The organism is Cupriavidus necator A5-1 (assembly GCF_000744095.1).
GTDB classification, from domain to species: domain Bacteria; phylum Pseudomonadota; class Gammaproteobacteria; order Burkholderiales; family Burkholderiaceae; genus Cupriavidus; species Cupriavidus necator_A.
In genome coordinates this window covers 41,954-66,709 of sequence record NZ_JQLI01000004.1, presented here as the reverse complement: position 1 = coordinate 66,709, position 24,756 = coordinate 41,954, and the positions used below count along the sequence as shown (strand labels likewise).

Here is a 24,756-nt window from a genome sequence, read left to right as displayed (position 1 = left end):
ATGGCCGCCGTCAGCGACGCTAAAGCCGAAGTCGTGGTGCCGATGCAGCGGCATTGCCCATATCGCTTGCTTGCGCGGTATGCGGAACGCATGTCGATCCGGTTCCATATCGGCGACGCGGAGATCTCGGCTGCGGCGGTATTTCAGCCCGAATCGTTTGGCCCCGTGGTCGCCATTGAGTCGGAGAGGGTTTGGCAGCGGATGGAAGGCGGGTGCCACGACGGTGGCACCCTGGGCATCACCCTGAGTGCGGATGAAGAATCGATGTTCGGGGTCAACGCTTCGTTTCCTGCCATCGGCACCGATGTCGCTTCGACTATGCGGATTCTCGCAATTCTGGAGGGCGCAACCAGGGTGTTCGGCTTGTCCGCCGGGGCGGACCTCGATCTTGCCAAACATATCCAGGCGTACGACCAGATCAACTGGTATGCGGACGGCCTCCCGGCAATCCCAATGCCGCAGGACTTCAACCCTGACTTTAGGCGTGAAGCCGGCCCGCCCCGCACGGAAAAGGAAAGCCACCATGCCAGCGCCAACGACAACGAACATGAGCGAACCTGAAGGTGAGGGCCGCGGCCGGCTTGGCATCGCTGCATCGGCAATCGCCAAGATGGCCAAGCGAGGTCTAGTGCCGACGGGGATGCCGTCCGCAGACCTGGCTGCAGCGACCGGCGTCGAGCTCGGAGGCGGGCTTGCCTTGGACCCACCGGCAACGCCGATCGTGCGCGTGAAAGGAAAATCTGCTCCGGAGACGTTGCCGGCACTGAACAAGGACCGATACGCGCCCAAGGCCACGCCCTTTGGGGCAAGCGTGTTGCCGCGCAAGGAACTCCAGATTACAGCGGCTGCAGCCAAGAGCCTCACCCAGCTCGCGGCCGCCGTCTCCCTGGATCCGGGTAGTGGCCCAGAGGTGCCGCGCGAAGTGCGAGTCGCCGCGCTGAACAAGCTCGTTGAGGGTGCGCATGTAACGGCGGACAGGCTGGCGCGGACACTGGTCGGCCCCGACCGCAACATTCCGGACTACCTGCGCGCGCGGTTGCTTCAGCAGGCCTGCTTCTATATTCATGACCAGTGGTCCAAGACAGGAGAACTCGATGCCGAGCCGCTGTTGGCTCTGAGCGAAGACATCTTCAGCGGATTTGTACCGGCGATCGATCAGCAGGTGGTCGATCTGTTTCATCACGCCGCGGACTATCGAAAGGTAGATGAGCGGGAGGTGGCGCGAAGCCGGCTGCAAGTTTCGGCTACTAAGGCGGTTTGGTCGCTCCTGGACGATGTGAACACCGTCAGAATCGTCAAATGGGATCCAAACGCACAGCCGGATGCTGTTTTCTCCTTCAGTCGCTCTCCCGAGAACGTCGCGTCTGATCTGCTGACCGGGGTACTTCAGATCGTGAATGAGAACAAGGTCGAGGTCGCGGACATGGATATGGCCACCTCGTGGATGCAGGGGGCCATGGGGCGGGCAGCGACGTTGGTCGGCGCCGAGTACCGCTTGCTGACAGGCCGAGTACTGGACAACGCGCATCGCAATGAGCTGCTGAGCCAGCAGGCACTGGCATCGGCCACCAGCCTCTATCAGGCCCTAATCGAGAAGGCGACGGTACGTGCTCGAAATGTCTTTGTGAAAGTAGAAACGGAGGCGATGCAAAAGCTCGATGTGCAGCTGTTCAAGGAGTTCGTGAAAGACGCTACTCCGGCCAAGCAAGCTGCCAGAAACCCAGGCCGGGCCGCGGATACGAGCCCCGCCGCAGATAAGGAATCAAATCAAGACCATGCACAGCACAAGAGTCAGTCGGATCAGGCACAACGCCCGTCATTTAATTTTCGCCAGCGCGGTTAGCTTGGCGGTGGTAACTGGGGTCGCCCGCGCTGAGTTCGCCGACCAATCGTGCGCCGACTTGGAATCGGCACGGCAGGCGGGAATAAACCGCGAAACGGAAAGGATCAACACCTCCGATGAGAAGATCTCAGAGTCGAGCCAGGCGGCACAGAAGTGCATGCTGGATTTCGGGATCGGGGGGGGCGCCAGCATCGGAATGGGATCGACCATCGACGGCATTCTCAACGGCCTGGTGAAGAGTTTGCAGTCGTCCGCATGCGGCGCGCTGTCGAGCCGCAGTATTCCTGACATTACTCAGATCGCAAAGAATGCTGGCACGACCGCGACGAATACGGCTACCAGCGCTGCGACGTCTGCGGTCAACTCGGCGAGGACTGGGGCTACGCAGACGGTCACGTCAGCGTCCGGATCTGGCCTTGGCGGGCTCTGGGATCGATTGAGCGGCGCACTCGGCCTGTAAAGGAGTTCTTGGTATGAAGTACAGACAATCGGCCATGAAGGTGTGCGTCGGGACGGCGATGGTGATCGCCGCCGGTCCTGCGTCTGCCGTGATGGTGTGCAGTGTTGATGTCGTTGGGAAGATGCAGATCCTCGACCGCATCGAGGCAAGTCGGGATTACGTGTCAGACCGTATCGACACCATGCGCTCCGATATGGTTAAGGCAATCGGTGAGCAAGGTAAGCTGCTTGCCACCCAGGCAGCAAAGGCCGCTGACCAGGTGAGCACAGCAACTCGCGGCTCTGCAAGCGAGACCGAGCGCAATCGTACCCAGAACCGATATCCCTCAACCCAGTGCGGCGTGACCTCAACAGCAAAGGGCGGCGGCGGTGGCGGCGGATCTTCCGCAGGCACCGGGGTGGGCGAAGGCTCGGCAGCATCACCGACTTCCAAGAATACCTACAGTCCCCGCCAGGTCACGGCCGCGGAAGTCGCGCGCAAGGAGCAATTGCCTCCCTCGGATCCGAACAAACAGGCGGCCGACATTGGTATCGGATCGTGCGGCACCTTTGCCGACGGTGGCTCGATTGGCGACCAGGTGCGCCGTTTCCTCTGCCGCGGCGCCGGCGTCAGCCCCTCGAACAAGAACCGCTTTATCGACGCCGACATTCGAGCAGATACGCTGTTTGACGGCCCGCAGCAACTGGGCGCGGAGAAGCGTCGTCTGACCCTCGACCCCGTTGGCGACGAGGGTGAGGCGTTGTCTGCATATCTGAACAATGTTGGTGATCCATTACCCCCGCGCATGGTCGGCGCGGAGGAACTGAAGACGCTGAACGGCCAGGCCTATCTTGGTCTGAAGAACATCTATGAAGCAAGAATGTCGCTCGCGAAAAAGCCGGCGAATGACTATGGGGCATGGCTGCTCGCGAGGACCGGCAACAAGGCTGCGGCGCAGCAGATGACCAGGGATGCGGACACGGGCGCGTGGGTCCAAAAGTACCTGGACACGAATTTTCCGAGCTGGAACGCAAAGGGTGTGTCGGATGCTGACTTGTTGAACCTCGAAGTCGAGAAGCGGGTCGGCAATGAGGACTGGTACAAGCTAATGACCGCTGGCGGGCCGGAGATTCAGGCGCGGGAGCACCTCTACGTTGCGGCGCTCGGCAAGCGGATGGACTTTCTGACGCTGCAGGAGCAAAAGCGGACCAACGTGCTCCTTGGTCAGATCTACTCTGCATTGCTGCAGCAGAATCTGCGGCCGGTGCTCCAGGGCTACCTGAACAGCTTGAAATCGAACGCCGCAGCGAACCGATAGTCGCTTTTTCTAAATACCACCGAAGTCATGCCCGCCGAATGTGCGGGCATACCTTTTTCTAAAGGGGAACGACAATGGATCGCTCTATCTGGCGCAAGCAGCCGATTCTCGTGCTTACGCTGGTGCTGTGCCTCGTGCTTGTCGCGTGGTCGGCACAAACGTGGGCTCAGTCTGTGGGGGACATGCCGACGTACGGCCAAATCGAGGCCGCTGGGTCGGGGGCCGACGATAAGGCTCGGAATATCCTTAACAACATGCTTGGCGACTTCGGACAAAACCCGTTCGCCGCTGTTGGCCCTCCCACTGAGCTGCTCGGCAGCATGTTCTTCATCTTCAATGCTTGCCTGTTCGTCGTCGGGGCGTCCTGGGTCGGCTACCACGTCCTGTCAGGGATCGCCCAGACCGCACACGAAGGCGAGGTCCTCGGCAAGCGGCTGAGCTCGCTTTGGCTGCCCATCCGTATGACGATTGGCGTTGGTGGGATGTTGCCGGTGTTTGGGGGCTTTTCACTCGCGCAATCGGTCATGATGATGGTGGGAATCCTGGGGATCGGCTTCGCAAACTTGCTCTCCAACACGGCTATTGACCGTGCGGCCGACTTCGAGGCAATCGTCCCGCCACCGGCGATTGCTCAAGGTGTCGGGACAGTTGGCTTTACTGGGGAGCTTGGCCGTGAACTCTTTTCGATGCACGTGTGCACGATGCTCAGCAACGACTATCGGAGCAAGACCGGCCAGGCAACGCAGGAGATAACCTTTGACGGCACCAAGTTGGTGGCACCGGATTCATGCGGCAGCGTCACCATCGTCACGCACGGAAATGGCGCTCGATCGGGGTATAGCTTGGGTGGATTCCGCAATGCTGCAGTGGACTATGACAAGATCACGGCAATTGCCGCTAGGACTAACCAGCAGTATCCAGCGATGCTGCAGTCAGTGAACGGCAGTATCCAGCAGCTGGCAAAGGCGTGGTTTGATATCTACGCGGCGGAAGACGGTCAGACCCATATGCGCATCAACCCCGTGCCGACCTACCCGGACATGGACGTGGCGAAGACCATGATTGAGGCGCAGAACCAGTTTCTGACGGCCGTTCGTGGCGACCCGAAGGAAGACCACTCGCTTAAGGATCGGGCGCTTCAGAATATGAAGCAGGGCGGGTGGGCGACCATTGGCTCCTGGTACAGCGCATTCGCGGAGATGAACGCCGCAATTCAGACCGCCATGACCCAGACGACCTTGCAAGTTCAAGGCGCAGAGGAGGCGCTTGCGGCCGCCGGAGGCCAGCGGATCGAGTCCGTGTCCGATGGGCTAAAGTCACTTGGCATCAAGGCGAACACAGCGGTGGCCAGACGGGCGGGTGATTTCTGCGACGAGCCGGGCCTCTTGTCGAGCGTGAGCAACAAGGTTGGAAACGCTGTGGGCGCCGGGACCGCGACCGGTAACTGCTCCGTGGGACAGTCCATCATCATGGCGATTACTAACGGTGTGGCCGCCGATTCCGGTGGAACCGGGATGGTCAACCCGTTGATCGCGGCCAAGAATCTGGGAGACTGGTTGCTCGTTGGCGTCCAAGGCGCATACTTGGCGTCCGCAGTGGCACGAAGCACGCCGGTGGGCGCCGCCGCTGAAGCTGCAGGGCAGGTCGCCTCTGAGAGCCCCGGCGCCAAGGGACTGGGTGGCAAGTTGCTGAAGCTGAGCGGCGGGATCTTCGGAACAATCTTGGCAGACTTTGCTGGGATGGCGCCGATGCTGCTCGGTGCGCTGATGGTGATCGGGATGGTCCTTTCGTTCTATGTACCATTCATCCCGTTTATCACCTGGTTCACCGGCTTGGTGAGCTATTTCGCGAGCTTCATTGAGGGCTTGATCGCGGCGCAGATCTGGGCTTTTTCCCACCTTCACGCAGAGGGTGAGGGTCTCGGCCAGCGAACCGAAAAGGGGTATCTCTACATCTTGAACATGCTATTGCGTCCCGGCCTGATGGTGCTCGCTTTCTTCTTCGCTTCAGCGACGTCTGTACTGGTGGGGACCCTGCTGTTTCAGATGTTCGGACCGGCGTTGGCTAATGTGCAAGGCAACTCGGCCACCGGGGTGCTGAGCATCATCGGCTTCTTCTGCATCCTCTTGATGCTGCTGATCCTGATGCTTCAGGTTCTATTCAACCTTATCTACGAGCTGGCCGATCGGGTGATCGCATGGTTCGGGAGCGGCATGGAGGCGCGCTTCGCTAAGGAGCTTGACCACAAGATTGAGGGGACAGTGCAGAGCTTCGCGCGTTGGGGCGGGCAAGCCGCAAAGATATCTGGTTAGTCCTAGTGAGAAAGGCCCGCAATGCTCGCGGGCCTTTTTCGTTGGGGGGGCCCTAGCAGCAAGGTGCTTCGGAGGTGGTCATGCCCAGAATGGAAGAAGCCCCGGCTCGGCGGGGCTTCTCTGTGCGTAAAACTTAGGCGTCTAAGTAGAGACATCATCAGTGGCGAAGGTGAATGAACCAAATCAAGGCCCGCAGGGTGACTATCGCAAAACCAGTCCAGCCGCATATCCTTGCCACGAGGGCGGGAAAACCGTGCCACAGGTACTTTTCAACCTCGGTCATCGGCTGTCCGGCAGCGACCGGGTGTTTGGCAATCATTGCCGCCAGGTCCTCTGCGGCACTAACGGGATAGAAAGCGACAAGCACAGCGGCTATGTAGTAACCGGTCTTTTCATATCCGAGAAAGCCAGCTATGGCCGCCAGCGCAAAACCGCCTATTATGCCGAGCCGAACTATCCACGCGCTAGCGAGACTGAAAACGCCGGGGCCGAACTTGTACGCCTTCATGTAAAGAGCAGTCGTCACCAGGGTGAAAATGCAGAGCGCGCACCCCATCACCTCAAGGTGCGCGGCATTCAGGCCCGTTACATTACCGGTGAGAAGCGCATGTGCAAGCTCAAAAGGTACATAGCCCAAAGCGAGCACCGAAAATAGCGACGCGGGCACCAAAGTAGCCATCGTCAAAGTGCGGGAATTCAATACGCCCTGGACTGCAGCAGTCTGGGCCGCTACCACGCCAGGGCCGATAGCAGCCATCACAGCTGTAAAAGGCGCCAATCCCTTTTCAGATAGGTTGTGATTAGTGAACTTCATGGTCTTCGTCCTGTTATCCGGTGCCCAACGTCGGTGCGGGGCATCCGATTTATCCCCTCGGGTTGATGGCCGATTGTTAGGCGGTCTTCTGGCAGAAGGTTACCGTTACAAATGTCGTTCTTCTAGCCCCACGATTCGATGATGCCATGTCAAGGGGGGGACCACGTAAATCTTTCTCACCGTCCTTTTCCGGCGGCAAAAGGGGAGTTAGACTCCAGTCGGCCGGAGAGGTATATTTCGCAGTAGCACCCAACCCTATAGGATATTTGCTATCCCGATGATCTCACCGACTCCTGCCCATGCCGGCCAGCAACAGCAATATCTCCAGCGCCTGCAAGCCGCGGTAACGGCAAGCTCAGAACGCCTGGCCGACGAAATGTCCGGGGCCTTTGCGGACATCGACTTGCATCTCCAGTCCCCGCGACGGGCGAGTTGGGGCGCAGACTGCGAATGGCTATTGAGCGGGTTGCAGAACAGCAGCCGCACCGCCTTGGACCTCCTCGTGTACGCTGGCCACCGCGAGAGGAAGGAGGCAGAAGCGACTCAACGCCGGATCATGACCATCATGCACCAGGCGAGGGTACATGCCCAAGCCGCCGGCGATACGGTCGCGCCGATTGTTGCTGCTAGCCGGATCACATCACTGATTGCCACTGCCAAGGAAGACAGTGCCTCAATCTACAGCGATCTTCGGGATGCCCGTGCCCGCTTCGGCGAACAGGAAAGCCGCCAACGCTCCATGTAAGCAGCTTCGCTGAGCCGGCATTCCTCGGCCCTCTTCACTGGCCGGCGCAGCCGGCCTCCCTCACGCGTATTCTTCCAAGCCAGTTCGCCTCCCAACGGCGGCAGTTTGATTCACCGGTTGGGGAGGCGCCTCCAAGCGCGTCCAAGCGCTTTCAAGCGCTTTCAATCGCATTTAAGCACCCAGCCGCCCCGGAGGCGCAGAGGCGTGGCGCCCGACTTCCGCCATTCAAGCGCGCTCAAGGGCGTTCAAGCGCGTTCAAGCGCTTCAAGCGCGTCGGTAGCCTTGCTGCTCCGACCCTTACCCTTTTTCCCCGAAATTTCCAACCGTGTCCTCCCCTTACAGTGCTGGACCTATCGCCCGTGAATTCGGCCGGTGCGCCTGGGAGAAATCGGCAAGCGCGGTTCAATACATCAACGGCGCGGTTCAATACATGACGCACGGTGACTCGCCACGGGTATGGCTAGGTGATTGAAATAAAAAGGAAAAAATGAGCGTCGTTGGCACTCGTAAATCTCACATATAGCCGGAGACTAATTCACATCAAGATCACATAGCCGAGTTCAGGATGGCCTTGGCCTTCAGCAATTCGCGACGGGGGAGCAGTGGTGGCTTTGGAAGGGTATTGGCTAGTCGGCGAGCAAATTCAGCGCGCTTCCGAGGTTCCCACTGGCGCCTAAAGCGCGAGCGGGTGCAGAGTCGGGCCAGGTTGGGTAAGCCCGCGGCGCGGGGTGAAAAAAGTTCACATTTTTGCGAGAACAAAGATCACATTTTCACCATACCAGAGAACGCGCTTCACATCACATGTATAGAATACTCGACGGTGCAACTGCGACCTTTTCAGATCTGATCGAAGATGATTGAATGTAACGACAAAACGGGGGGCCATTCCGGAGCGGAAATGAACGATGGAACTGCAGCGGCGGGAGCCTATGAGCGGCCAAAAATTGGGTTAGAGGTCGCACTAGCCATGTTCAAGTCTCCGGCGGAGAAAGGGCAGATCCCGAGCTACGTTCTGTCGGAGATGTCTCATCGAGCAGGTGGTCCTGAGTCAGGACTGAACGTATACGATGAACACGGCGTCATGGGGGCCGACCCGGCACAAGGCAAGAAAGGGCGTCGGCCGCATCCGATCAGCGCAACTACCAATACCGCCTTCGGGCCCGCGGTGCAGAGAGTTTCCGACCCCATCCTTTTTCGATATCGAGCGGCGGTCGACTCGCTCTGGCGGCAGGTTGTCGCCGAGGATGAAGACGGCGCGAGACGCCGAGCTGTCGGCCCGCTGGAGATTGTGGATCTACTGTTGCGCCGGGTACCGGAACTGCGGCCGTCGACATGGAACACGAGCCGTGCTGCGGTGCTCTACTGGCTGGAGGGGATGGCAGACGATCCCGAGGCGATGCAGGCGAGGGTAATCATGCTGGCAGGTTGCCCGAAGGATGGATTCAAGGGTCCCAAACTCGGCACCACTGCGACGCGCTACTCCTCGAAGTCGCAACGCAAACGTACTTTCGCAAAGCGGGACTTCGACCGGCTACTGCGATACCTCGACCGACGCGCCGAGGTGTCATCCAGGGATATCAGCGTTGGCTTGTTGGTCGGTGCCTGGTTGCGAGCCGGATTGGCTGCGGGATTGCGTCCAGTCGAATGGGTGGAAGCAACTTGGGTTGATGAAGATAAAACTCGCCTGCAGGTCAAGACGGCAAAGCAGCGACGGCAGCAAGCCGACTGGACAGCGGGCCTCGCCCGGCTTGAGCTCGAACCGGTGGGGGAAGGGGTGGAGCAGGGGGAGCCAAAATACCGCCTGGTATCGATAGACGAAAGCGATAGGGCGGCCGTCGATGATTTCATGGTGACACTGCGCCGCCTGATGAATGCTGGCGAGGAATTCGATCTGATTTACATGCGGGCACGCCGTTATCTATGGAGTTCGTCACGGGCGGTGTTCGGCAAGGACGGCCCTAAATTCACGCTCTACCAAATGCGCGGCCAATTCGGGGCAAATCGGAAGGCAAGACAGGGGGTCGTCGCTACCGCAGCGGAAATGGGTAATTCGCCTTTGAAAGCGAGTTCATATTATGGCAGGGCCATATATGCCCATCCTTCAGGTCGCGGTGGCGGAGACAAACCTGCTGATCGGCAGTCAGCTTCGGATAGTGAACGAGTAGGGAACTTGGAAAAGGCTAGTGGGCGCGAATAAAACTGGGCGCGTAACCGGATCATTACTAGGCTGTTCCGGCGACCACTTTTCAATTTGGCGAGACAGCGAGTGAGTGGGGCAGTTATTCGCTCCACTCGGCGGTGAATAAAGGGGCTGGGCGGCCCTGGCTTCGCTGAAATCTCTGTGGGAGGACCACGGAACTATTCAGCAATAATTGGGAGCCTCCTCGCCCGAGATTCCCGGCTGCGGGTGGGCGCCCCCCGGCCGCGATCCTTAGTGGGGCCGGGGATCCCAAATCAGGCGCAAACTTCCGCAGTTTGCTTTGGCCGATCATTTCGAGCGGCGTCCCCTCGGAGTAGGCGGCGTCGAGACGTTTCTGGATACCATCGCGCATCTGCTCGGGGCGTAATGTCCTGCCCGGTTCGATTCCAGCTCGCAACCGGGAACAGTGGATCGGTACAGTTGCAGGCATAGTGGGCTTGCCTTGCTCGGCGCACCGGGCGGCGCTGAGCTGGTGGCCAGGGCCGCGGCTTCCTGGTGCGACTCCTGATAACGACGGATCCATTCCGCCTTCGCCGGGCCCGTCTCGGCATCGTAGCTCTTGCCGTAGTGCAGCGCGACCCATTTCGCGACGGCATCCTGGCCAACCGGTTCGCCGCTGATCCCCAGGATTTCGCACACCGTCCGGAACTATGTCCTGCGCAGAACTATGTCTGGTCACAACGGCTCAGGCGGTGACGCAGGACATGCTGGTCAACTTTACCGAACATAGCAATCATCCTTGTAGGGCATTCCGCCCGCAAGGAGAACATCTTGGAACCGACCATTGAGGGCGCGATTGCGCTCGCTCGAAGTGCAACAGGACCGCTGTCACCACACCTCGAAGCATTCATCAATTCATTGATCGAACAGCAATACTCGGTCATAAGCGTGCGCGCAAGGTCCTGGCACGCAGCGGTTTCCGATGCTTGGCTCGCCGAGCATGGCGTCGGCCTAACAAACGTGAGCGATGCACACATCGACTAATTCCATCGCCGTAGCTATCGACCACGAAGCGACTGCCGGGCTGCGCCCGCGCAACTGGGGCAAGCTGCTGCGCGTGGCGCAGCGCTGGCACGACCGCGAACTCTGCGAGCGCACCATCCACGCCATCACCTGCGCGCGTGCCGATACGCTGGCGGGCGATATCGACGCGTGGAAGGCCATCGCCGCCGATGCGCCGGTCAGCCGGCAGTCGGCGCTGGCGCAACTGCTGGCTGCGGCACGCTATCGCGCGCCCGCTAGCGCGCCTCGCTGCAAGGTACTGCTGGTTGCGTCCGCAGCCGATCGCCTGGTCGATCCGATGTGTTCCACACGCATCGCGCAGGCCTGGGGCGCGCCGCTGCTGACACACCACTGGGCCGGCCACGACCTGCCCCACGACGATCCGCAGTGGCTGTGCGACGCCGCGGCCCGGGTCATGCTAGGCGTCGGCTAAGGCCTGCTCGACCGGCATGGTGCTGGTCAACAGCGACGCGGCGGCATCAAGCCGCTCCGCCGAGCCGAACAACCGCGCACTGATCAGGCCGGTCTGCAACGCGCCATACACCGCTTGTGCCAGTTGCGGCGCCGGTTCCAGGTACGGCGTCTCGCGCTGTGCCGCGGCGCGCTCGAACAAGTGTGCCAGCCATTGTTCGTTGAAGCGGACGTAGTCCTGCATCACCGCGCGTACCGCCTCGGGCAGCGCCAGCACGTCCGCCGACAGCATCGCGACCAGGCAGGCCTGGTCAGTGCCGGCGCCCGCACGCAGTGGCGCCAGGTACTGCCGCGCCTGTTCCGCCGGGGGCAGGCTGGTGTCGATGGCGCCCAGGCGCCCCTGCATGCGCGTGCTGTACTCGCGCACCGCTTCCAGCACCAGGTCGTCCTTGGACGGGAAGTAATAATGGATGCTGGAGGTCTTTACCCCGACCAGTTCGGCCAGGTCGCGGTAGCTGAAGCCGTTGAAACCCCGACGCCGGATTAGCACCAGCGCATGTTCAATCAGCTGCTCGCGTACGGATCGGGTTTTCATGGGACCAGCTCCTCGTCTTGCCGGCAATTCAGGCCGGCAGCGTTTGTGCGATCAGCGTAATGAGGGACCCGCTTACAAGGCAAAGCCCCACCCATCCGCCCAGGATCAGCGCAGTGTCAAGCCAACGCACGATCAACTCCTTGAGTCGGGCCGCATGCTGGCGGCCTGGCAGATTCAGATGGCCGGCACCAGGCCGGCCGGCTCTCACGCGATGGCGCCGTCGGTGTACGGGTCAATGCTGCGGCCCGGTTCCGACGACACGCCGCTGCGGTCCAGGCCTGCAACCGTGCGGGCACCGTCGGTGTACGGGTCAGCCTTGCCGACACGTGCGTCATCGGTGTACGGGTCGAAGCTGCGGGCCGGTTGCGAGGACACGCCGCTGCGGTCCAGGCCTGCCACCGTGCGCGCGCCGTCGGTGTACGGGTCGAAGCTGCGGGCCGGTTGCGAGGACACGCCGCTGCGATCCAGGCCTGCGACCGTGCGCGCGCCGTCCGTGTACGGATCGGGCTTGCCGACGCGTGCGCCTTCGGTGAACGGGTCGAAGTTGCCGGTACGGGCGCCTTCGGTGAAGGGGTCGAAATTGCCGGTGCGGGCACCGTCGGTGAAGGCATCCGCCTTGCCGACGCGGAATTCATAGCCGTACTTGTCGCCGGTGAAGGTGCTGTCCTTCACGCCGGCGGCGTTGGCCACGCCACCAGCAAAGGCGGCAGCAAGGGTGGCGGCGGTGATCAGGGTCTTGGCGAACTTGGCATTCATGATGGGCTCCTGGGGGCGATGTTGTGAATCGCGTCAATCGGTATCAGTGGCTGTGGCAGTCGCTTTCTTCATTCCGCATCTACTAGTAGATAGATAACCGGTCCTGAAAAAATGACCTCCTTCGGTCATGCAATGGGATCGTCGCTAAGCCGCGCTTTGTTGCTGCTTGGTGGCGCTGCGGCGCTTCCATGCCCTGAATACTATCTACCACTAGGTAGATAGTCAAGGAAAAAGTTTTCTAATCGACCGGATTAGGGACCGCAGCGTCCCTGCTATCTCTTTGTTTTTATTGCGTTAATTGAGGGACGAAGCCGTGGCCCGCGAGCCGGATCGCGCCCGATAAAAAAGCCGTCATGCAGCGTAAGCCACATGGCGGCTTTGAGCGCGCCACTGATATGCGCGAAAAACTCAGCCGGACACGGCCGCCATCAAAGTATCGGCCGCGGCCTCGACCCGATCGGAAGTCCCGAACAGCCGCGCCGCGATCAGTCCGCTCTGCAGCGAGCCGAACACCACTTGCGCCAGGCGCGGCGGCGGCACCGGGAACGGCGTGCTGCGCTGCGGTTGCGCGCGTTCCAGCAAGCTGGTCAGCCACTGCTCGTTGAGCAGGAAAAAACCCTGCAGCAGCTTGTGCACGGATTCAGGCAGGCACAGCGTCTCGGTGGACAGCATGCCGCACAGGCAGATCTGGTCCGAACCGCAGCTGGCACGGAATGGCGCCAGGTAGATCGCCGCCTGTTCGGTAACTGGCAAGGTGGTGTCGATGGCGCGCATGCGCTCGGACATGCGCGCGCTGTACTCCTTCACCGCCTCCAGGACCAGGTCGTCCTTGCTGGGGAAGTAATAGTGGATGCTGGACGTCTTGACCCCGACCAGTTCCGCCAGGTCGCGGTAGCTGAAGCCGTTGAAGCCACGGCGTCGGATCAGGACCAGCGTGTGCTCGAGCAGTTGCTCGCGTACGGATTGCGTTTTCATGAAAAACAGTTTATCTACGCGAAGATAGACGCTCAAGTCGAAATGCCCCGAGGCTCGGGTAATTCCCTAGCAATCGGGGCATGTGCTTTAGCCAGGCAGGACCTGCGCGGCGAAGGTGATCATCGAGCCACTCGTCACGCAAAGCACAAGCCATCCGCCAAGCAGCAGGATGCTGTCACGCAAACTCATGATGGACTCCATCGGGCAGCGCTCACCGGGAGCGCCACCGTAAAGGGTTGGGCCGCCGGCCTCAGGGCCGGAAGCGATCAGGCCAGGGCACCGTCGGTGTACGGGTCAGCCTTTCCTACGCGTGCACCGTCGGTGTACGGGTCGAAGCTGCGGGCCGGTTGCGACGACACGCCGCTGCGGTCCAGGCCAGCGACGGTGCGGGCGCCGTCGGTGTACGGATCAGCCTTGCCAACACGCGCACCGTCGGTGTACGGGTCGAAGCTGCGGCCCGGTTGCGACGACACGCTGCTGCGGTCCAGGCCTGCAACCGTGCGGGCGCCGTCGGTGTACGGGTCGAACTTGCCGACGCGCGCGCCGTCCGTGAACGGATCGAACTTGCCGGCGCGGGCGCCTTCGGTGAACGGGTCGAAGTTGCCGGTACGGGCACCGTCGGTAAATGCATCCGTCTTGCCGACGCGGAACTGGTAACCGTACTTGTCACCGGCGAAGCTGCTGTCCTGCACACCCGCGGCTTGCGCGACACCGCCGGCAAGCGCGGCGGCAAGGGTGGCGGCGGTGATCAGGGTCTTGGCGAACTTGGCATTCATGGTGGGCTCCTGGATGGCGATGTTTCGGGATCGCGTCAATTCGGTATCAGGGCTTCCGGCAGGTCTCTTTTCACGATCGCATCTACTAGTAGATAGACGTTCGGGGCTAAAAAAAGACCACCTTGCGGTAATGCAATGGGATCGCCACTTATCCGCCCGTTCTTGCTTGCTGCTGGCGGTGCAGCGGTTCCATGGACTGAATGCTATCTACTACTAGGTAGATAGTCAAGGAAAAAGTTTTCTATCGGTGTGATAGCGGCCGACTAAATGTACGGCGTCACTCCGCATAAACCGGCTACAGATGCTCGGGATGAACTTTCCTTCACCCGCGCGCCCGCAGCCTGCCTGAAGGGAAGCCTTTCTCGCCCAAAGTTCATGTCCGCAGCCCACCAACCAGACTCGCCTCCGCCCGGCTCCGCTCCACCGCGCACCGCTGGCATGCCGCCGCCGCGGGGGTCGCACTCGCGACAGGTGTTGCGCGGCATCTACCGGGTATGTCCTCCCGGACATAGCCGGAAGAGCCCCCGATCCAGTCGACCGCGTCACCCCCGTTCACCTCTTCGTCGGTCAGCACCTGTGGCCAGTCGTGCACAACAGTTTGCGCAGCCGCGGCGAGTTTGCGCAGCGCCTCCAGCCGCGATGCTTGAACGACGACCCAGCCAGACGTGCTGATACTGGCGTGTTCGATCTCTTTCAGTTCCATCTGTGCCTCCACAAATCGTTTGTTGGTGGAGTCCATCCTATGGATCGGCCGGGTACCCGCGCAAACCCGCCACGTATCCGACGCACCTGATGGTGGGAACCTGATCCCGATGTGAGTAGCTGCGCCCCCGATCGTACCGATGCCGACACTGCCGTTAGGGCTGCACGCCGAGCCGCGCGCCCAGCTCATGCGCAGTGACTTCGGGTAACTACGGTCTGCGGGGATGCAGGGGGCTCCTCAGAAAGGCGAAGTCGAAGGGTCAGGTTTGGCGGACAGCGTCGATTCCGGTGAGGCCGGTTGGCCGGACCTGTTGCAGCAAAGGGTGAGCGCATCGGGGGCCGCGCTCTTGGAAGCGCTACACGCGCTGCCGCCACCTAGTGACCGCGCCGAGACCTGGCGCGAAGCGAGCATGTTTCGCAAAGGCGGGTTGCAACGAAATATTTGCAGGGTTTCCGGCGCGATAAATAGGCTGGTTTTGTCGATTAAACCACCGGGGAGTCCCCATGCAACCTATGTACCAAACCCAGACCTTCGCCCTTGTCAGCTTTCTCCTTATCGCTTCGACTGTGGTTGCGCCATTGGCGGCATACCTCGGTAGCCACCTCAAGCAGATGCTTGGCGAGGGTGAGGCATTCGAAGGCGAGCAAGCGGCCCACGTTGTTTCCGCCTTTCTATTGGCGCTGCTGACAACGGTTGGGTACTGCGCCGAGTCCGTCGCGCCGCCGGCCTGGGTAGGTGGGTTGTGCGTGGCCACTGCCTATTCGCCGGTTCTCTGGATGGTCGCACGGGCAGTCCGCAGTTCCCGCACCACCTCCACGCGCCGACCGCTTGCGGCGCTCTGATCCGTCGGGTGGCCCGCTGCGGGCGGCACCTCCCTCATTCACACAAGAAGATTCCTGCGATGACGACTGTATTCGAGAGCCACGGGCGGGCGTGCCCGAACTGTGGCCGTGACGATGACCTTCGCGTTGGCCACCTCTGTCGTACAACCCATGCCGGGCGGCGTCACCCTCCAGGGCGTCTCGGCATGGGATCCGGATGCCGACATCACCTGCGACTACTGCGAGCATTCCGGCTCCGTCGCCACGTTCAGCGGCAGGAAGGCCCACTTGGCGAACGAGTTGCGCAAGCTGCGTGACCTCGTCGAGAGGACGATGTGGGATCACGTCTACAACGAGCGGGAAGGGATCATGCCCGGCCCGGACTGCGAGTACACGGCGGCGGTTGCCGGCATCGACGCGCTGCTGGCAAAGCCGGCGGCCGTGGATCCTCAAACCTGCACGGGAGGCTGATCGTGAGCGAGACCTCCTCAATTCGATGCGCCACGCCGCGGTGCGTTAGCGAGATCCAGCAGTTCGGCGAGCGATACCACTCCATCTACCCGGTGTCCGTTGCGCCTGACCACGTTGCGGGCGCGACCGACCATTGTTCCCGGTGCGGGGGCTTTCGCGTTGCCGGCGGCTGGTGTCATGTGTGCAAGTGTTGCGGCACTGAAGTCCAGCCCGGCGAGCTACGCGGGTTGTTTGTCCCCCACCGGTGCCCAGCCTGCGATGCCGCACTTGTGGCGGAGCAACGTGCAACGGGGCAGATCTGCCGAGGCTGCAAGACAGTGATCGCGTATTGCTGCTGTTGAGAGCGCAACTGGAATCCCTGCAGCGCCGTACAGTCGCGCGGACGACGTCGGCGCCCATCCCAACATAGATTGGCTGTTGGAGGAGCGGCAGCAACTTCAGAGCCGAATTCCAGGCAGCGCACATGCTGCTAGGCAAAGCGGGAGGCTTTTCAAGGCCAACGCCTCATCGCCCAGGCCAGCGATAGCCGTGTCGGCCAGCGGCATGGGCAGGGGCGGCAAAGGGAGCAGCAAACCCAGAGGCGGGAAGCCCGTGGGGTTTGCGGGGTTCTACGGCAGATTGGTAGTTTGACTGTATTACTCATAAGTCAGGAACTTAGCGGACAAATGGTCTATGCTTGAGCGAAAGTCATTGAAGGGAGCGCTCATGAAACGGGACGGTCGCAGCCTGGCTCACAACACGCTTGAAGAAATGCGCATCCTGGCGGTGCAACGCATGGCCGAGGGGGAGCATCCGGATGATGTCGCGGCATCGCTTGGGATGAATCGGTCGTGGGCGTACAAGATTCGCGCCCAGGCGCGCGGCCGTGGTGTACGGGCGCTGCGCTCGACCAAAGGCACGGGTCGCCCGCGCACGCTCACGCCCGCGCAGGAGCAGCGGGTGCTGCGATGGATCAACGGCAAGAATCCGATGCAGTACGGGTTCGATTTCGGGCTGTGGACGCGCAACCTGGTTCGCGAACTGGTGCAGCAAAAGTTCGGCGTGACGCTGAGTCTGGCCTCGATCGGCGCAATGCTGGCACGCCTGAACCTGACGCCGCAAAAGCCGCTGCAGCGCGCTTACCAACGCGATCCGGAGGCAATCGATCGCTGGCGGCACGACACGTATCCGGCCATTGCCAGGCAGGCTCGTGAGCAGAAGGCGGATATCTTCTTCTGGGACGAATCGGGCTTTCGAGCTGACTCGGTGCATGGCAAGACCTGGGCGCCGCGCGGCGAAACGCCCGTAGTCGAGCGGCCGGGCCAGCGGCAAAGCATGAGCGCGGCGTCCGCCGTCAATTCGAAGGGTGCCTTCTGGTTTGCCACGTACGAAGGCGGGCTCAGCGGTGAGTTGTTCGTCACGCTGCTCAAGAAGCTGATGTTCAATCGAAAGAAGGCGGTACATCTGATCGTCGACGGATTGCCAGCGCATAAGAAAGCCATCGTCAAGGACTACGTTGCCAGTACGCAAGGAAAACTGACCTTGCATTTCCTGCCCGGTTACGCACCGGACCTCAATCCGGATGAGTTAGTGTGGAGTCACGTCAAGCGCAGCGGCGTCGCGCGCTCCCCTTTGCAAAAAGGCGAAAAGCTGGGCCCGCGAATTCATGAGCAGCTTGCACAAATTAGACGCAGCCCGAAGCTCGTGCGCTCGTTCTTCAGGCACCCATCTGTCCGCTATATTTCTGACTTATGAGTAAGTCGGCAGCCCGAATAACCGTTACGTCAGGGGGCGGCGACCAATTTGGTCAACAACAAGAAGAAGATGAACAAGAACACGATTTGCTCGGCGGTGCTCGCCACAACCGTCTTTTGGTCGGGGGTCGCCGCCGGTGCGGCCGCCGACGTTCCGCTGCCAGCGGCTCAAACCCCTGAAGCCTTTGCCTTCCGCGCTCCGCAGGCGAGCGTGCCGGAGCCCACCTATGCGGTAGGATCCGGTCACCTCGCGTTGTTCAGGGCAGTCAACGCATTGCGCCAGAAGCTCGGTGTAGGGCTGCTCGCGCAGGATATGGCGCTCGACACCGCCGCCCAGGCACACGCGGTCTATCTGAATACGCACGCAGCACAACCAAACGCCTGGCGACCAGGGCTTCTATGAGGCCACACCGCTGCTGCGGGCGCGCAAGGCCGGTGCCGCTGCCTCCCAACGGGTGGGCGAAGTCGTCGGGGCAGCACGGGGGCCGAACGACTTCATCACCGTGTACGTCTATACGCCTGAGATGTACCCCACCAGCGTGCGCGCGCTGGGCTGCGGCGTGGCCGGGATCTGGCCCAAGTTCGCCGCCATCATCGGGCCCATGGCGGTGACCCGGCTGATGGGCGACGGGCATGTCGACGTCGCGTTCTACGCGCTCGCGGCGGTGCCGCTGGTCGCGGCGCTGGCGGTGGCACTGTTTGGCATCGAGACGCGCGGCAAGGTGCTGGAAGAACTGGACGCCTAGCGCGGCGGAGCAATTTGTCCTTGTTCGGGGGCCGGCACCCGGTGCAAACCGGGGCGTCCGGCCCTCGGCCCGTGCGCTTCGATCTCAATCTTATCTTATCTGGCATTGTCCAATGAGCCAGAAGCGAACGATGCACGACGACGGAGGCGCAATTAATGTGGCCGACGGCGGGGGCGACATCGTCAAGACAATGAAGGCGACCGAGCTTCGATATGGGCGTGACTGGTTGAGTGCAGTCAGGCTTGTTTGCTGACTGGCCTGGCTTGCAGTTCTCCGACGGCAGTCTGTTCATCAAATCAAGATGGAGCGCGGAATTTGGCTGATCCTTGGCGTCCAGCGAGGGGGCTGGCCGAAAGTACGGTCTGCAGTCGGGCTACAGCACTCTCGACTTCGACCACCTTCCCCAGCTCGACGCCGCGTTCAAGCCCAGAAATCATTGCAGAGAGGACCGCGCGCGCTTCGAAGCGGGCGAAATAGGAAGGCGATTCCGGGTCGATGGGCGCCGTAACGACTTGCTTCCTGCCGCTGAGCGGCTCACTGAAAGTTGCACATCGTCCGCAACTTGGCGGTAATCAGTCACTCGCTGGCGACGCGCGAATGCCCGTTCATAGCATAGCTTTCCGGTCGCTACGTGCACCGCGCCGACCGATAGGCGTACGCCGTTGCTGTTGAGGCGATCGAAATCCACCAACTGCTCCAAAGTGGCCTTCAGGGCTGAGGTGTCATACAGGCTCACAGCTTCGGAAACGCTTCCGAAGGCGAAGAGCGGCATGCGAGGGGTAAAGAAGCCAGGGCGTCGAATCATCATTGACTGCCAAGCACTCACCAGGCTTGCCCATTGGCGGTTGGGGATCGACATGCCGTCCCACCCTCCGATCCCCGAGTCGGCCCCTTGTCGCCAGAACTCGTGCAGACGTTCTGTGTCCCGTCCAGGGGGGGCTGCCGGCGATGATCGCGCCGGTAATGGCGCCGACCGACGTGCCTGAGATCCATTCTGGCGCGATGCCGGCTTCCTCCATGGTTTGGAACACGCCTGCTTGGTAGGCGCCGAGCGCACCACCTCCCTGGAGGGTGAGAGCTATCCGCCAGGACTGCGCGGAAGCGAGTGGTTCGTCCCCACCTCCGGGAGAAGTTATGTAGTCTGCCATTGCCTTCCGAACCCCCTGGGAACCGTGATACGAATATAGACCTTCCCGGGTCAGCAAGGGTCGCAGGATGCCGGTGGGATCACCGTGCCGGACGTGTTCCCAAGCGATTCGAGTTCCTCCGCGGATCGGTCTACTGCAGAGGTAGGGTTCTGCGGTTTGACAAGACCGGAGCGAATGCGGAGGAGGGCCGCCTTCCTCTGCGGCAGCCGGATTCGACATGCGCAGTAGGCATGCGTCGTGAGCCGACAGCGTCGGCACATGGCTCCAGGCGCAGAGCCGGAATCGCTATTCCACATGGGCATAACAGATAGTCCGTGGAACGCGCTTCCGCCGGTTTTGGCCTGCAGATAGTCTTCGAGGCGTACCCCTTATCGAAACTGACAGTTGGCGAACGCGAGTTTGCGTAAGGGGAAGAGTAACGATGACATGGAGCTTGTGATGGGCGTGCGAAACAAAGTGGTGGTGGCAGGAGCGAGCGGATTGATCGGCGTTGCCGCCATCGAGTCCTTTCTGAATGCGGGCTGGGATGTGGTCGGTATTTCCCGACGCAAACCGGTGCTTCCGAGCGGTCGGGACTTCGAGTTCGTCTCGGTTGACCTGCGCGACGAGAAGGCATCGAGGGAGGCACTTTCTGGTCTCGGCGGCGTCACGCATGTCGCCTACGCCGCGATCTATGAGAACGCCAAGGATCTCGTGGGGGGCTGGTCGAATGCCGAGCAGATTGAAGTCAACAATGCGATGCTGCGCAACGTGGTGGAGCCCCTTGTGGCCGGGAAGTCGAGCCTGAAGCATGTGTCGATCCTGCAGGGCACGAAGGCGTATGGCGTCCATCTTCATCCGATCGCCGTGCCGGCGCGCGAGAGCGATCCTCGCGACGATCATGCGAATTTCTTCTTCGACCAGCAGGACTATGTCCGCGATGCGGGTGCGAAGCACGGGTTCACCTATACCGTGCTGCGGCCGCAACTGGTGACGGGTAAGACGCCGGGTGCTCTGAACGTGCTGCCGGCCATCGGCGTGTATGCGGCGATTCGGCGCGAGAAGGGCGAGCCGTTCAGCTTCCCTGGAGGCCCGGCCTTCGTATGGGAGATGGCGGATGCCGACCTGGTGGGCAAGGTGATGGCGTGGGCTGGACAAGCTCCGCAGGCGGCGAACGAGATCTTCAACATTACCAATGGAGATGTGTTCGCGTGGCGGCATGTCTGGCCCGCGCTGGCCAAGACGCTTGGCGTGGCAACGGGTCCGGATGAGCCGATGAGCGTGGCTCAGTACATTCGGGACAACGCTGATGTCTGGGCGAAGATCGTGGCCAAGCACGGTCTGGCAAGCGGGGATCTGGCGGCCTTCGTTGGTCAGGGCGACCAGCACGCGGACTTTGCGTTCGCCTATGGTGCCTCGGCCGGTCCGGTTGCCTTCGTCAGCACCATCAAGCTGCGCAAGGCTGGCTTTGGCGAGGTGGTTGACACCCGGGACGCGTTCAGCGACGCGCTGCAGTTCTTCATCGACCAGAAGCTGCTGCCGCCCGCGGTCTGACATCGGGTCGCCTGCTGCGCCACGCAGTGCGTTCCAGCGCCGGGGCGCGGGAACGGGAGTATCGGAGGGGTACCGGCGTCGGTACCCCCCTTGAATCCCAGAAGAGCAGAAGTTGGCGAGAATCCCCCACGATTGCAGATGCCCGGCGATGCCGATCCCGTTATTGGTCTCGCCACGCGGCGTGCGTCCACGGACAGACATGAAGTCTGGATCCGGAATGATTCCTGAGTTCCTTCGAACAGCTATCGGCCAGCCTGGCCCGCTTCAGCGGTGCGCGCGCTTGATTCGCACGCAACTCCTGGTTACAGCAGTTGCTGCCGTGGCGGCAGGCAGCTTGGCCAACGTTAGTGAGGGGCAAGCCGCGCCATTGGCGACTGTGCCTCTGGTCTTGCTATATAACAGCAGAGGTGCGCTGCAACCGCTGGCGAAAGCTGACGGGAAACCGATGGTGGTGAACCTCTGGGCTACCTGGTGCCCCCCTTGCCGCGCCGAGATGCCGGCGCTGGCACAGGCGCAAAAGGAACACCCGGAAATCAACGTTGTCTTCGTCAATCAGGGAGAGTCGCCAGAGGTGGTGCAAGAATTTCTGGCTGAGACTCGCGTGCATGTCCGGAACCTTATGTTTGACGATCACCAGCTGCTTGTGCGTGCCGTAGGCGTGAAGGCATATCCTGCCACGCTGTTCTACGATGCCCTGGGACGCCTCGTGAAATCCCACTACGGTGGCTTCTCGCGGACGACGTTCGAGGAGGCGCTTCGAGCGGCCTTTCCGACGATATCTGGCGGCTGAGGCGCACCGAACCGGTCTCAGTCTCGAGATTCGCGGCGATTGCGGCGGTACGAGATCCGCATTTCGATGTGTCCGGCGCGTCCATGGATCAGCAAATCAACCCTGCTTCGCCGAGCACGCTCGGTGGCGGCGGAAATCGCTTCGTCCTGCTTGCGAAACATCTCGCGCTCTCTGGCCCACGCTGTCTCGACAGTCCATTCATCGCGAGCTGGTACCACGTAGATATTTGCGGACATGATTCTCAGTATCTCGTCGTCCGGATTGGCCTTTCTCGGCTCACCGTTTCGTGCCAGGCAGGAACGCGGGTCCCTGAGGCGTAGGTACGAACTGATCCGCGGAGGCGAATCAGTGGAGTGGATGAATGGTCCTCCGTAGTGGGCGGCTGGCAGTTGGCGAACCGCTTTGCCGTTGCCCCGGGGCCAGGTCCGTCGGGGCCCTGCACGGGTGAGGTTGTTCAGTTGGAAGTCTAGACTTTTTTGGCGGCCGATCGAGAGCCTTCGCCACTACCGCCAGCGATTCGGCACGCGGCTCCAATGGCTAGCCGACGGGGCTGCGCGACAACCCGTCGGCACAACCGGCGAGCTCGCTCGCCAGCAAATACCCTGAATAGAAATAGCGAACTCGCCGGGCAACATCGCGGTGGACTTGCCCGCCGGTACCTCATGCTACCGATTCGAGGACTCGGTCGATTTCCGAGCGCGAGGTCTGACGTTGGAGCCTCTCGCTCAACTGCGCCACAGCGAAATAAAAAAAGCGCGCGTCTTGGCGGGAAGGCTCGGCTGTGAGGCATACATGACGTTGACGGGGATTGCCGGGGACTCATATTCGCGCAGCACAAGCTCCAACTCTTGGTTTACCACCGCAGATGTAACTTGGTGCGAAAGGACGTGTGCCAGACCCATCCCACCGAGTGCGGCCTCAACTGCTGCGTCGGCTGTATTGACTGAAAACCTCGGGCGTATTGCAACGCGGAGGGATTTGCTGCCACCATTTTCTGCGAACGTCCATGCGGGTTCCGAAGGTAGCGAATCCATGTCGATGCAATCGTGGGTCGCGAGATCGCCCGGCACCAGTGGACGGCCGCGGGCATGGAGATAGGTTGGGCTCGCGCACCCGACCCTGAAAACGCTGCCAACGCCCGTCGCTATCATGCTGCTGTCGGGTAGCTTGCCGATCCGTACCGCAACGTCGATGTGATCGTCGACCAAGCTTAGGATCTTGTCCGACAATAGCAGTCGCACATGAATTTCTGGAAAAGCCGTGAATTCCTTGATCACCGGTAGCACGTGGAGCCGACCAAAGAGCAAGGGGGCTGTGACAACGACATCACCGCGCGGAACGCCGTGCCCCTCCGCGGCCAGTGTCTCGGCCTTGGCAGTTTCCGAAAGGATTTCCTTGCACGTAGTAGGCAGCGCCCACTTCAGTCAGCCTCAAGGAACGCGTTGAGCGTTCGAGCAGCCGCGCATTAAGGTAGCGTTCGAGTCGAGAAACCCGGCGGCTCACCGTGGCGAGCGGGATTCCGAGCTTGCGGCTCGCGGCAGAGAACCCTCCCTCGTCGACCACGGTGGCCAGTACTTTCATGGCATCTAGTCGGTCCATATGCATTCGTGCTTGTCAGTCGCAACGTGGCGATCCTTCTTCTTTCGAACGGGAAGGAACAGTATTGAGACCGGGTGTCTTTCCGCGCCTTCCGCCGTTGTGGCGTTGACAGCGGAGAGGCGGGCGGAACCGGGGTGGGCAGAACGGATGTCGCGTGCCTGTCTCCCCGGCGGTGGCGTTAGTTTGCCGGGGGGAAGTCCAAATCCGTGTCATTGACTCGATTGAATGTGTTAGTGAACACCGTTAGGGCGATGGTCAGCGAGATGTCAGCGAGTTGGGTATCGGTGTATCCGGCGCTGCGAATGGCAGCGAATTCGCTCTCTTCAATGGTCCCGCTGGTCTCGTTGATGACGGACACAAACCGAATCAGTGCATCGCGCTTGGCGTCACCTGTCGGACGGCCCTTGTGGATCTGGCTGACGGTGTCGGGGGACAGGCCCACCATTTTGCCCAGCATGACGTGCGCCGCAATGCAGTAGTCGCAGCCGGTATGCTCGCTTACGAGCAGCTTGATCGTCTCGAGGTCTTGCTTGCTCAGGCTGCCAGAGGCGAGAGCGCCTTCGGCGTTTAGTACTGCTTGCAGTGTCGCCGGTGCGACATGGCCTGCGGCAGCGAACAGGTTCGGGACACTACCACCGGTCAATTTCTTGACCTGGGCATAGACTTCTGCGGTGGCACCAATTGCCGAATCGACTGCGGGTACGGAAAGCGGCTCATCATTGACTCCTGTGGAGGTCGGTTTAGGAGTCTCTACGCTTGCGTGGCGAGCTTGTAGAGTCCATTTATTATCAATAATGTGCTTCAAAGTATCGCTTTGGTCTGGATGTTCTCCTCGGAAGATTGATCGGTCACGTTGCTCCATGTCATGACCGTGGTCGGTCGGCGCGATGTCTTGTGGGAGTGCTACGGCTGGCCGTCTATGAGGGATCTCGACTGGCGGGAGTCGACGCACATAGCGCACGAGGGCTCCGAGGTGATTCCACTAACGAGCCCGCAGGCATCGCCGTGCTTGGGGTGCCATCGACA

Annotated in this window: 26 protein-coding genes and 2 pseudogenes; 15 read left to right on the top strand and 13 right to left on the bottom strand. The window is 61.2% G+C overall.

From position 1 onward, the window contains the following. Together K307_RS22300 and K307_RS22295 are read left to right on the top strand one after the other, a co-directional pair. Nucleotides 1-561, top strand: a complete 561-nt coding sequence (locus K307_RS22300; RefSeq protein WP_042882875.1) for a hypothetical protein — start codon at nucleotides 1-3, stop codon at nucleotides 559-561. Further along, the gene (locus K307_RS22295; protein WP_042882874.1) at nucleotides 548-1,843 is read left to right on the top strand and encodes a hypothetical protein; all 1,296 of its coding nucleotides are present in this window, start codon (nucleotides 548-550) and stop codon (nucleotides 1,841-1,843) included. The genes K307_RS22300 and K307_RS22295 overlap by 14 nt, the downstream gene beginning before the upstream one ends. Here the strand turns inward: K307_RS22295 and K307_RS47940 are convergent. Beyond that, nucleotides 1,817-2,053, bottom strand: a complete 237-nt coding sequence (locus K307_RS47940) for a hypothetical protein (RefSeq protein ID WP_155301249.1) — start codon at nucleotides 2,051-2,053, stop codon at nucleotides 1,817-1,819. The two genes, K307_RS22295 and K307_RS47940, sit on opposite strands and share 27 nt — an antisense overlap. A 263-nt stretch (nucleotides 2,054-2,316) precedes the next feature. Here K307_RS47940 and K307_RS22285 point away from each other — a divergent pair, with 263 nt between their 5' ends. Beyond that, nucleotides 2,317-3,600, top strand: a complete 1,284-nt coding sequence (locus K307_RS22285; protein ID WP_042882870.1) for a hypothetical protein — start codon at nucleotides 2,317-2,319, stop codon at nucleotides 3,598-3,600. Between the two features lie 74 nt (nucleotides 3,601-3,674). After that, a complete protein-coding gene (locus K307_RS22280) occupies nucleotides 3,675-5,912 on the top strand; it encodes a DotA/TraY family protein (RefSeq protein ID WP_042882868.1) in 2,238 nt (745 codons plus the stop codon). 157 nt (nucleotides 5,913-6,069) lie between these two features. On the opposite strand, the gene K307_RS48580 is transcribed toward K307_RS22280, so the two are convergent. Next, nucleotides 6,070-6,726, bottom strand: a complete 657-nt coding sequence (locus tag K307_RS48580) for a hypothetical protein (protein WP_196251607.1) — start codon at nucleotides 6,724-6,726, stop codon at nucleotides 6,070-6,072. Between the two features lie 277 nt (nucleotides 6,727-7,003). On the opposite strand from K307_RS48580, the gene K307_RS22270 reads away from it, so the two are divergent. From K307_RS22270 to K307_RS22260, 4 genes are all read left to right on the top strand, one after another. Beyond that, nucleotides 7,004-7,471 carry a hypothetical protein gene (locus tag K307_RS22270; RefSeq protein ID WP_042882864.1) on the top strand — a complete coding sequence of 156 codons (468 nt, stop codon included), beginning with the start codon at nucleotides 7,004-7,006 and terminating at the stop codon, nucleotides 7,469-7,471. An 898-nt stretch (nucleotides 7,472-8,369) separates the two neighbouring features. Continuing rightward, nucleotides 8,370-9,668: a hypothetical protein gene (locus K307_RS22265; protein WP_230625998.1), complete on the top strand. Its 1,299-nt coding sequence runs from the start codon at nucleotides 8,370-8,372 to the stop codon at nucleotides 9,666-9,668. A gap of 774 nt (nucleotides 9,669-10,442) precedes the next feature. After that, a complete protein-coding gene (locus K307_RS47935) occupies nucleotides 10,443-10,655 on the top strand; it encodes a hypothetical protein (protein ID WP_155301248.1) in 213 nt (70 codons plus the stop codon). Then, nucleotides 10,639-11,106 carry an alpha/beta fold hydrolase gene (locus tag K307_RS22260; protein ID WP_230625996.1) on the top strand — a complete coding sequence of 156 codons (468 nt, stop codon included), beginning with the start codon at nucleotides 10,639-10,641 and terminating at the stop codon, nucleotides 11,104-11,106. Before K307_RS47935 ends, K307_RS22260 begins: the two co-directional genes overlap by 17 nt. Here K307_RS22260 and K307_RS22255 read toward each other — a convergent pair. The 5 genes from K307_RS22255 to K307_RS22235 form a co-directional block, all read right to left on the bottom strand. Further along, nucleotides 11,092-11,679, bottom strand: coding sequence for a TetR/AcrR family transcriptional regulator (locus K307_RS22255; protein WP_042878229.1), 588 nt, complete (start codon nucleotides 11,677-11,679; stop codon nucleotides 11,092-11,094). The two genes, K307_RS22260 and K307_RS22255, sit on opposite strands and share 15 nt — an antisense overlap. A 204-nt stretch (nucleotides 11,680-11,883) precedes the next feature. Next, on the bottom strand, nucleotides 11,884-12,435 hold the full coding sequence (locus K307_RS22250) for a hypothetical protein (protein ID WP_042882860.1): 552 nt from the start codon (nucleotides 12,433-12,435) through the stop codon (nucleotides 11,884-11,886). Nucleotides 12,436-12,843: 408 nt separating this feature from the next. After that, nucleotides 12,844-13,410, bottom strand: coding sequence for a TetR/AcrR family transcriptional regulator (locus K307_RS22245; RefSeq protein ID WP_042882858.1), 567 nt, complete (start codon nucleotides 13,408-13,410; stop codon nucleotides 12,844-12,846). 266 nt (nucleotides 13,411-13,676) lie between these two features. Further along, nucleotides 13,677-14,186, bottom strand: coding sequence for a hypothetical protein (locus K307_RS22240; RefSeq protein ID WP_042882856.1), 510 nt, complete (start codon nucleotides 14,184-14,186; stop codon nucleotides 13,677-13,679). A gap of 373 nt (nucleotides 14,187-14,559) precedes the next feature. Next, nucleotides 14,560-14,889, bottom strand: a complete 330-nt coding sequence (locus K307_RS22235; protein WP_042882854.1) for a hypothetical protein — start codon at nucleotides 14,887-14,889, stop codon at nucleotides 14,560-14,562. A 503-nt stretch (nucleotides 14,890-15,392) separates the two neighbouring features. On the opposite strand from K307_RS22235, the gene K307_RS22230 reads away from it, so the two are divergent. From K307_RS22230 to K307_RS22210, 5 genes and pseudogenes are all read left to right on the top strand, one after another. After that, on the top strand, nucleotides 15,393-15,731 hold the full coding sequence (locus K307_RS22230; RefSeq protein ID WP_155301247.1) for a hypothetical protein: 339 nt from the start codon (nucleotides 15,393-15,395) through the stop codon (nucleotides 15,729-15,731). Nucleotides 15,732-15,839: 108 nt separating this feature from the next. Continuing rightward, nucleotides 15,840-16,181 (top strand): hypothetical protein, encoded by a 342-nt coding sequence (locus K307_RS22225; protein WP_155301246.1) that lies wholly within the window; start codon nucleotides 15,840-15,842, stop codon nucleotides 16,179-16,181. Nucleotides 16,182-16,886: 705 nt separating this feature from the next. Next, a complete protein-coding gene (locus K307_RS22220; protein ID WP_042875959.1) occupies nucleotides 16,887-17,915 on the top strand; it encodes an IS630 family transposase in 1,029 nt (342 codons plus the stop codon). Between the two features lie 48 nt (nucleotides 17,916-17,963). Next, nucleotides 17,964-18,317, top strand: a complete 354-nt coding sequence (locus K307_RS22215) for a CAP domain-containing protein (RefSeq protein WP_042882848.1) — start codon at nucleotides 17,964-17,966, stop codon at nucleotides 18,315-18,317. 91 nt (nucleotides 18,318-18,408) lie between these two features. Next, a pseudogene (locus K307_RS22210) lies at nucleotides 18,409-18,660 on the top strand (MFS transporter); the annotation flags it as partial. 433 nt (nucleotides 18,661-19,093) lie between these two features. Here the strand turns inward: K307_RS22210 and K307_RS49690 are convergent. Continuing rightward, on the bottom strand, nucleotides 19,094-19,519 hold the full coding sequence (locus K307_RS49690; RefSeq protein ID WP_230626083.1) for a hypothetical protein: 426 nt from the start codon (nucleotides 19,517-19,519) through the stop codon (nucleotides 19,094-19,096). Between the two features lie 88 nt (nucleotides 19,520-19,607). Beyond that, nucleotides 19,608-19,808 (bottom strand): annotated as a pseudogene (locus K307_RS51130) (patatin-like phospholipase family protein); the annotation flags it as partial. A 426-nt stretch (nucleotides 19,809-20,234) separates the two neighbouring features. On the opposite strand from K307_RS51130, the gene K307_RS22205 reads away from it, so the two are divergent. Together K307_RS22205 and K307_RS22200 are read left to right on the top strand one after the other, a co-directional pair. Next, nucleotides 20,235-21,341, top strand: coding sequence for an SDR family oxidoreductase (locus K307_RS22205; RefSeq protein ID WP_230625988.1), 1,107 nt, complete (start codon nucleotides 20,235-20,237; stop codon nucleotides 21,339-21,341). Between the two features lie 217 nt (nucleotides 21,342-21,558). After that, the gene (locus K307_RS22200) at nucleotides 21,559-22,131 is read left to right on the top strand and encodes a TlpA family protein disulfide reductase (protein WP_051975099.1); all 573 of its coding nucleotides are present in this window, start codon (nucleotides 21,559-21,561) and stop codon (nucleotides 22,129-22,131) included. A gap of 17 nt (nucleotides 22,132-22,148) precedes the next feature. Here the strand turns inward: K307_RS22200 and K307_RS46375 are convergent, their stop codons facing one another. From K307_RS46375 to K307_RS22190, 4 genes are all read right to left on the bottom strand, one after another. After that, a complete protein-coding gene (locus K307_RS46375; RefSeq protein WP_230625994.1) occupies nucleotides 22,149-22,367 on the bottom strand; it encodes a DUF2188 domain-containing protein in 219 nt (72 codons plus the stop codon). Between the two features lie 489 nt (nucleotides 22,368-22,856). Then, entirely contained in the window at nucleotides 22,857-23,417 is a 561-nt protein-coding gene (locus K307_RS49680) for a LysR substrate-binding domain-containing protein (protein WP_230625992.1), read from the bottom strand. A gap of 40 nt (nucleotides 23,418-23,457) precedes the next feature. Continuing rightward, a complete protein-coding gene (locus K307_RS49675) occupies nucleotides 23,458-23,712 on the bottom strand; it encodes a helix-turn-helix domain-containing protein (RefSeq protein WP_230625990.1) in 255 nt (84 codons plus the stop codon). Between the two features lie 196 nt (nucleotides 23,713-23,908). Then, the gene (locus K307_RS22190; protein ID WP_051975158.1) at nucleotides 23,909-24,412 is read right to left on the bottom strand and encodes a carboxymuconolactone decarboxylase family protein; all 504 of its coding nucleotides are present in this window, start codon (nucleotides 24,410-24,412) and stop codon (nucleotides 23,909-23,911) included. Nucleotides 24,413-24,756 lie beyond the last annotated feature (344 nt).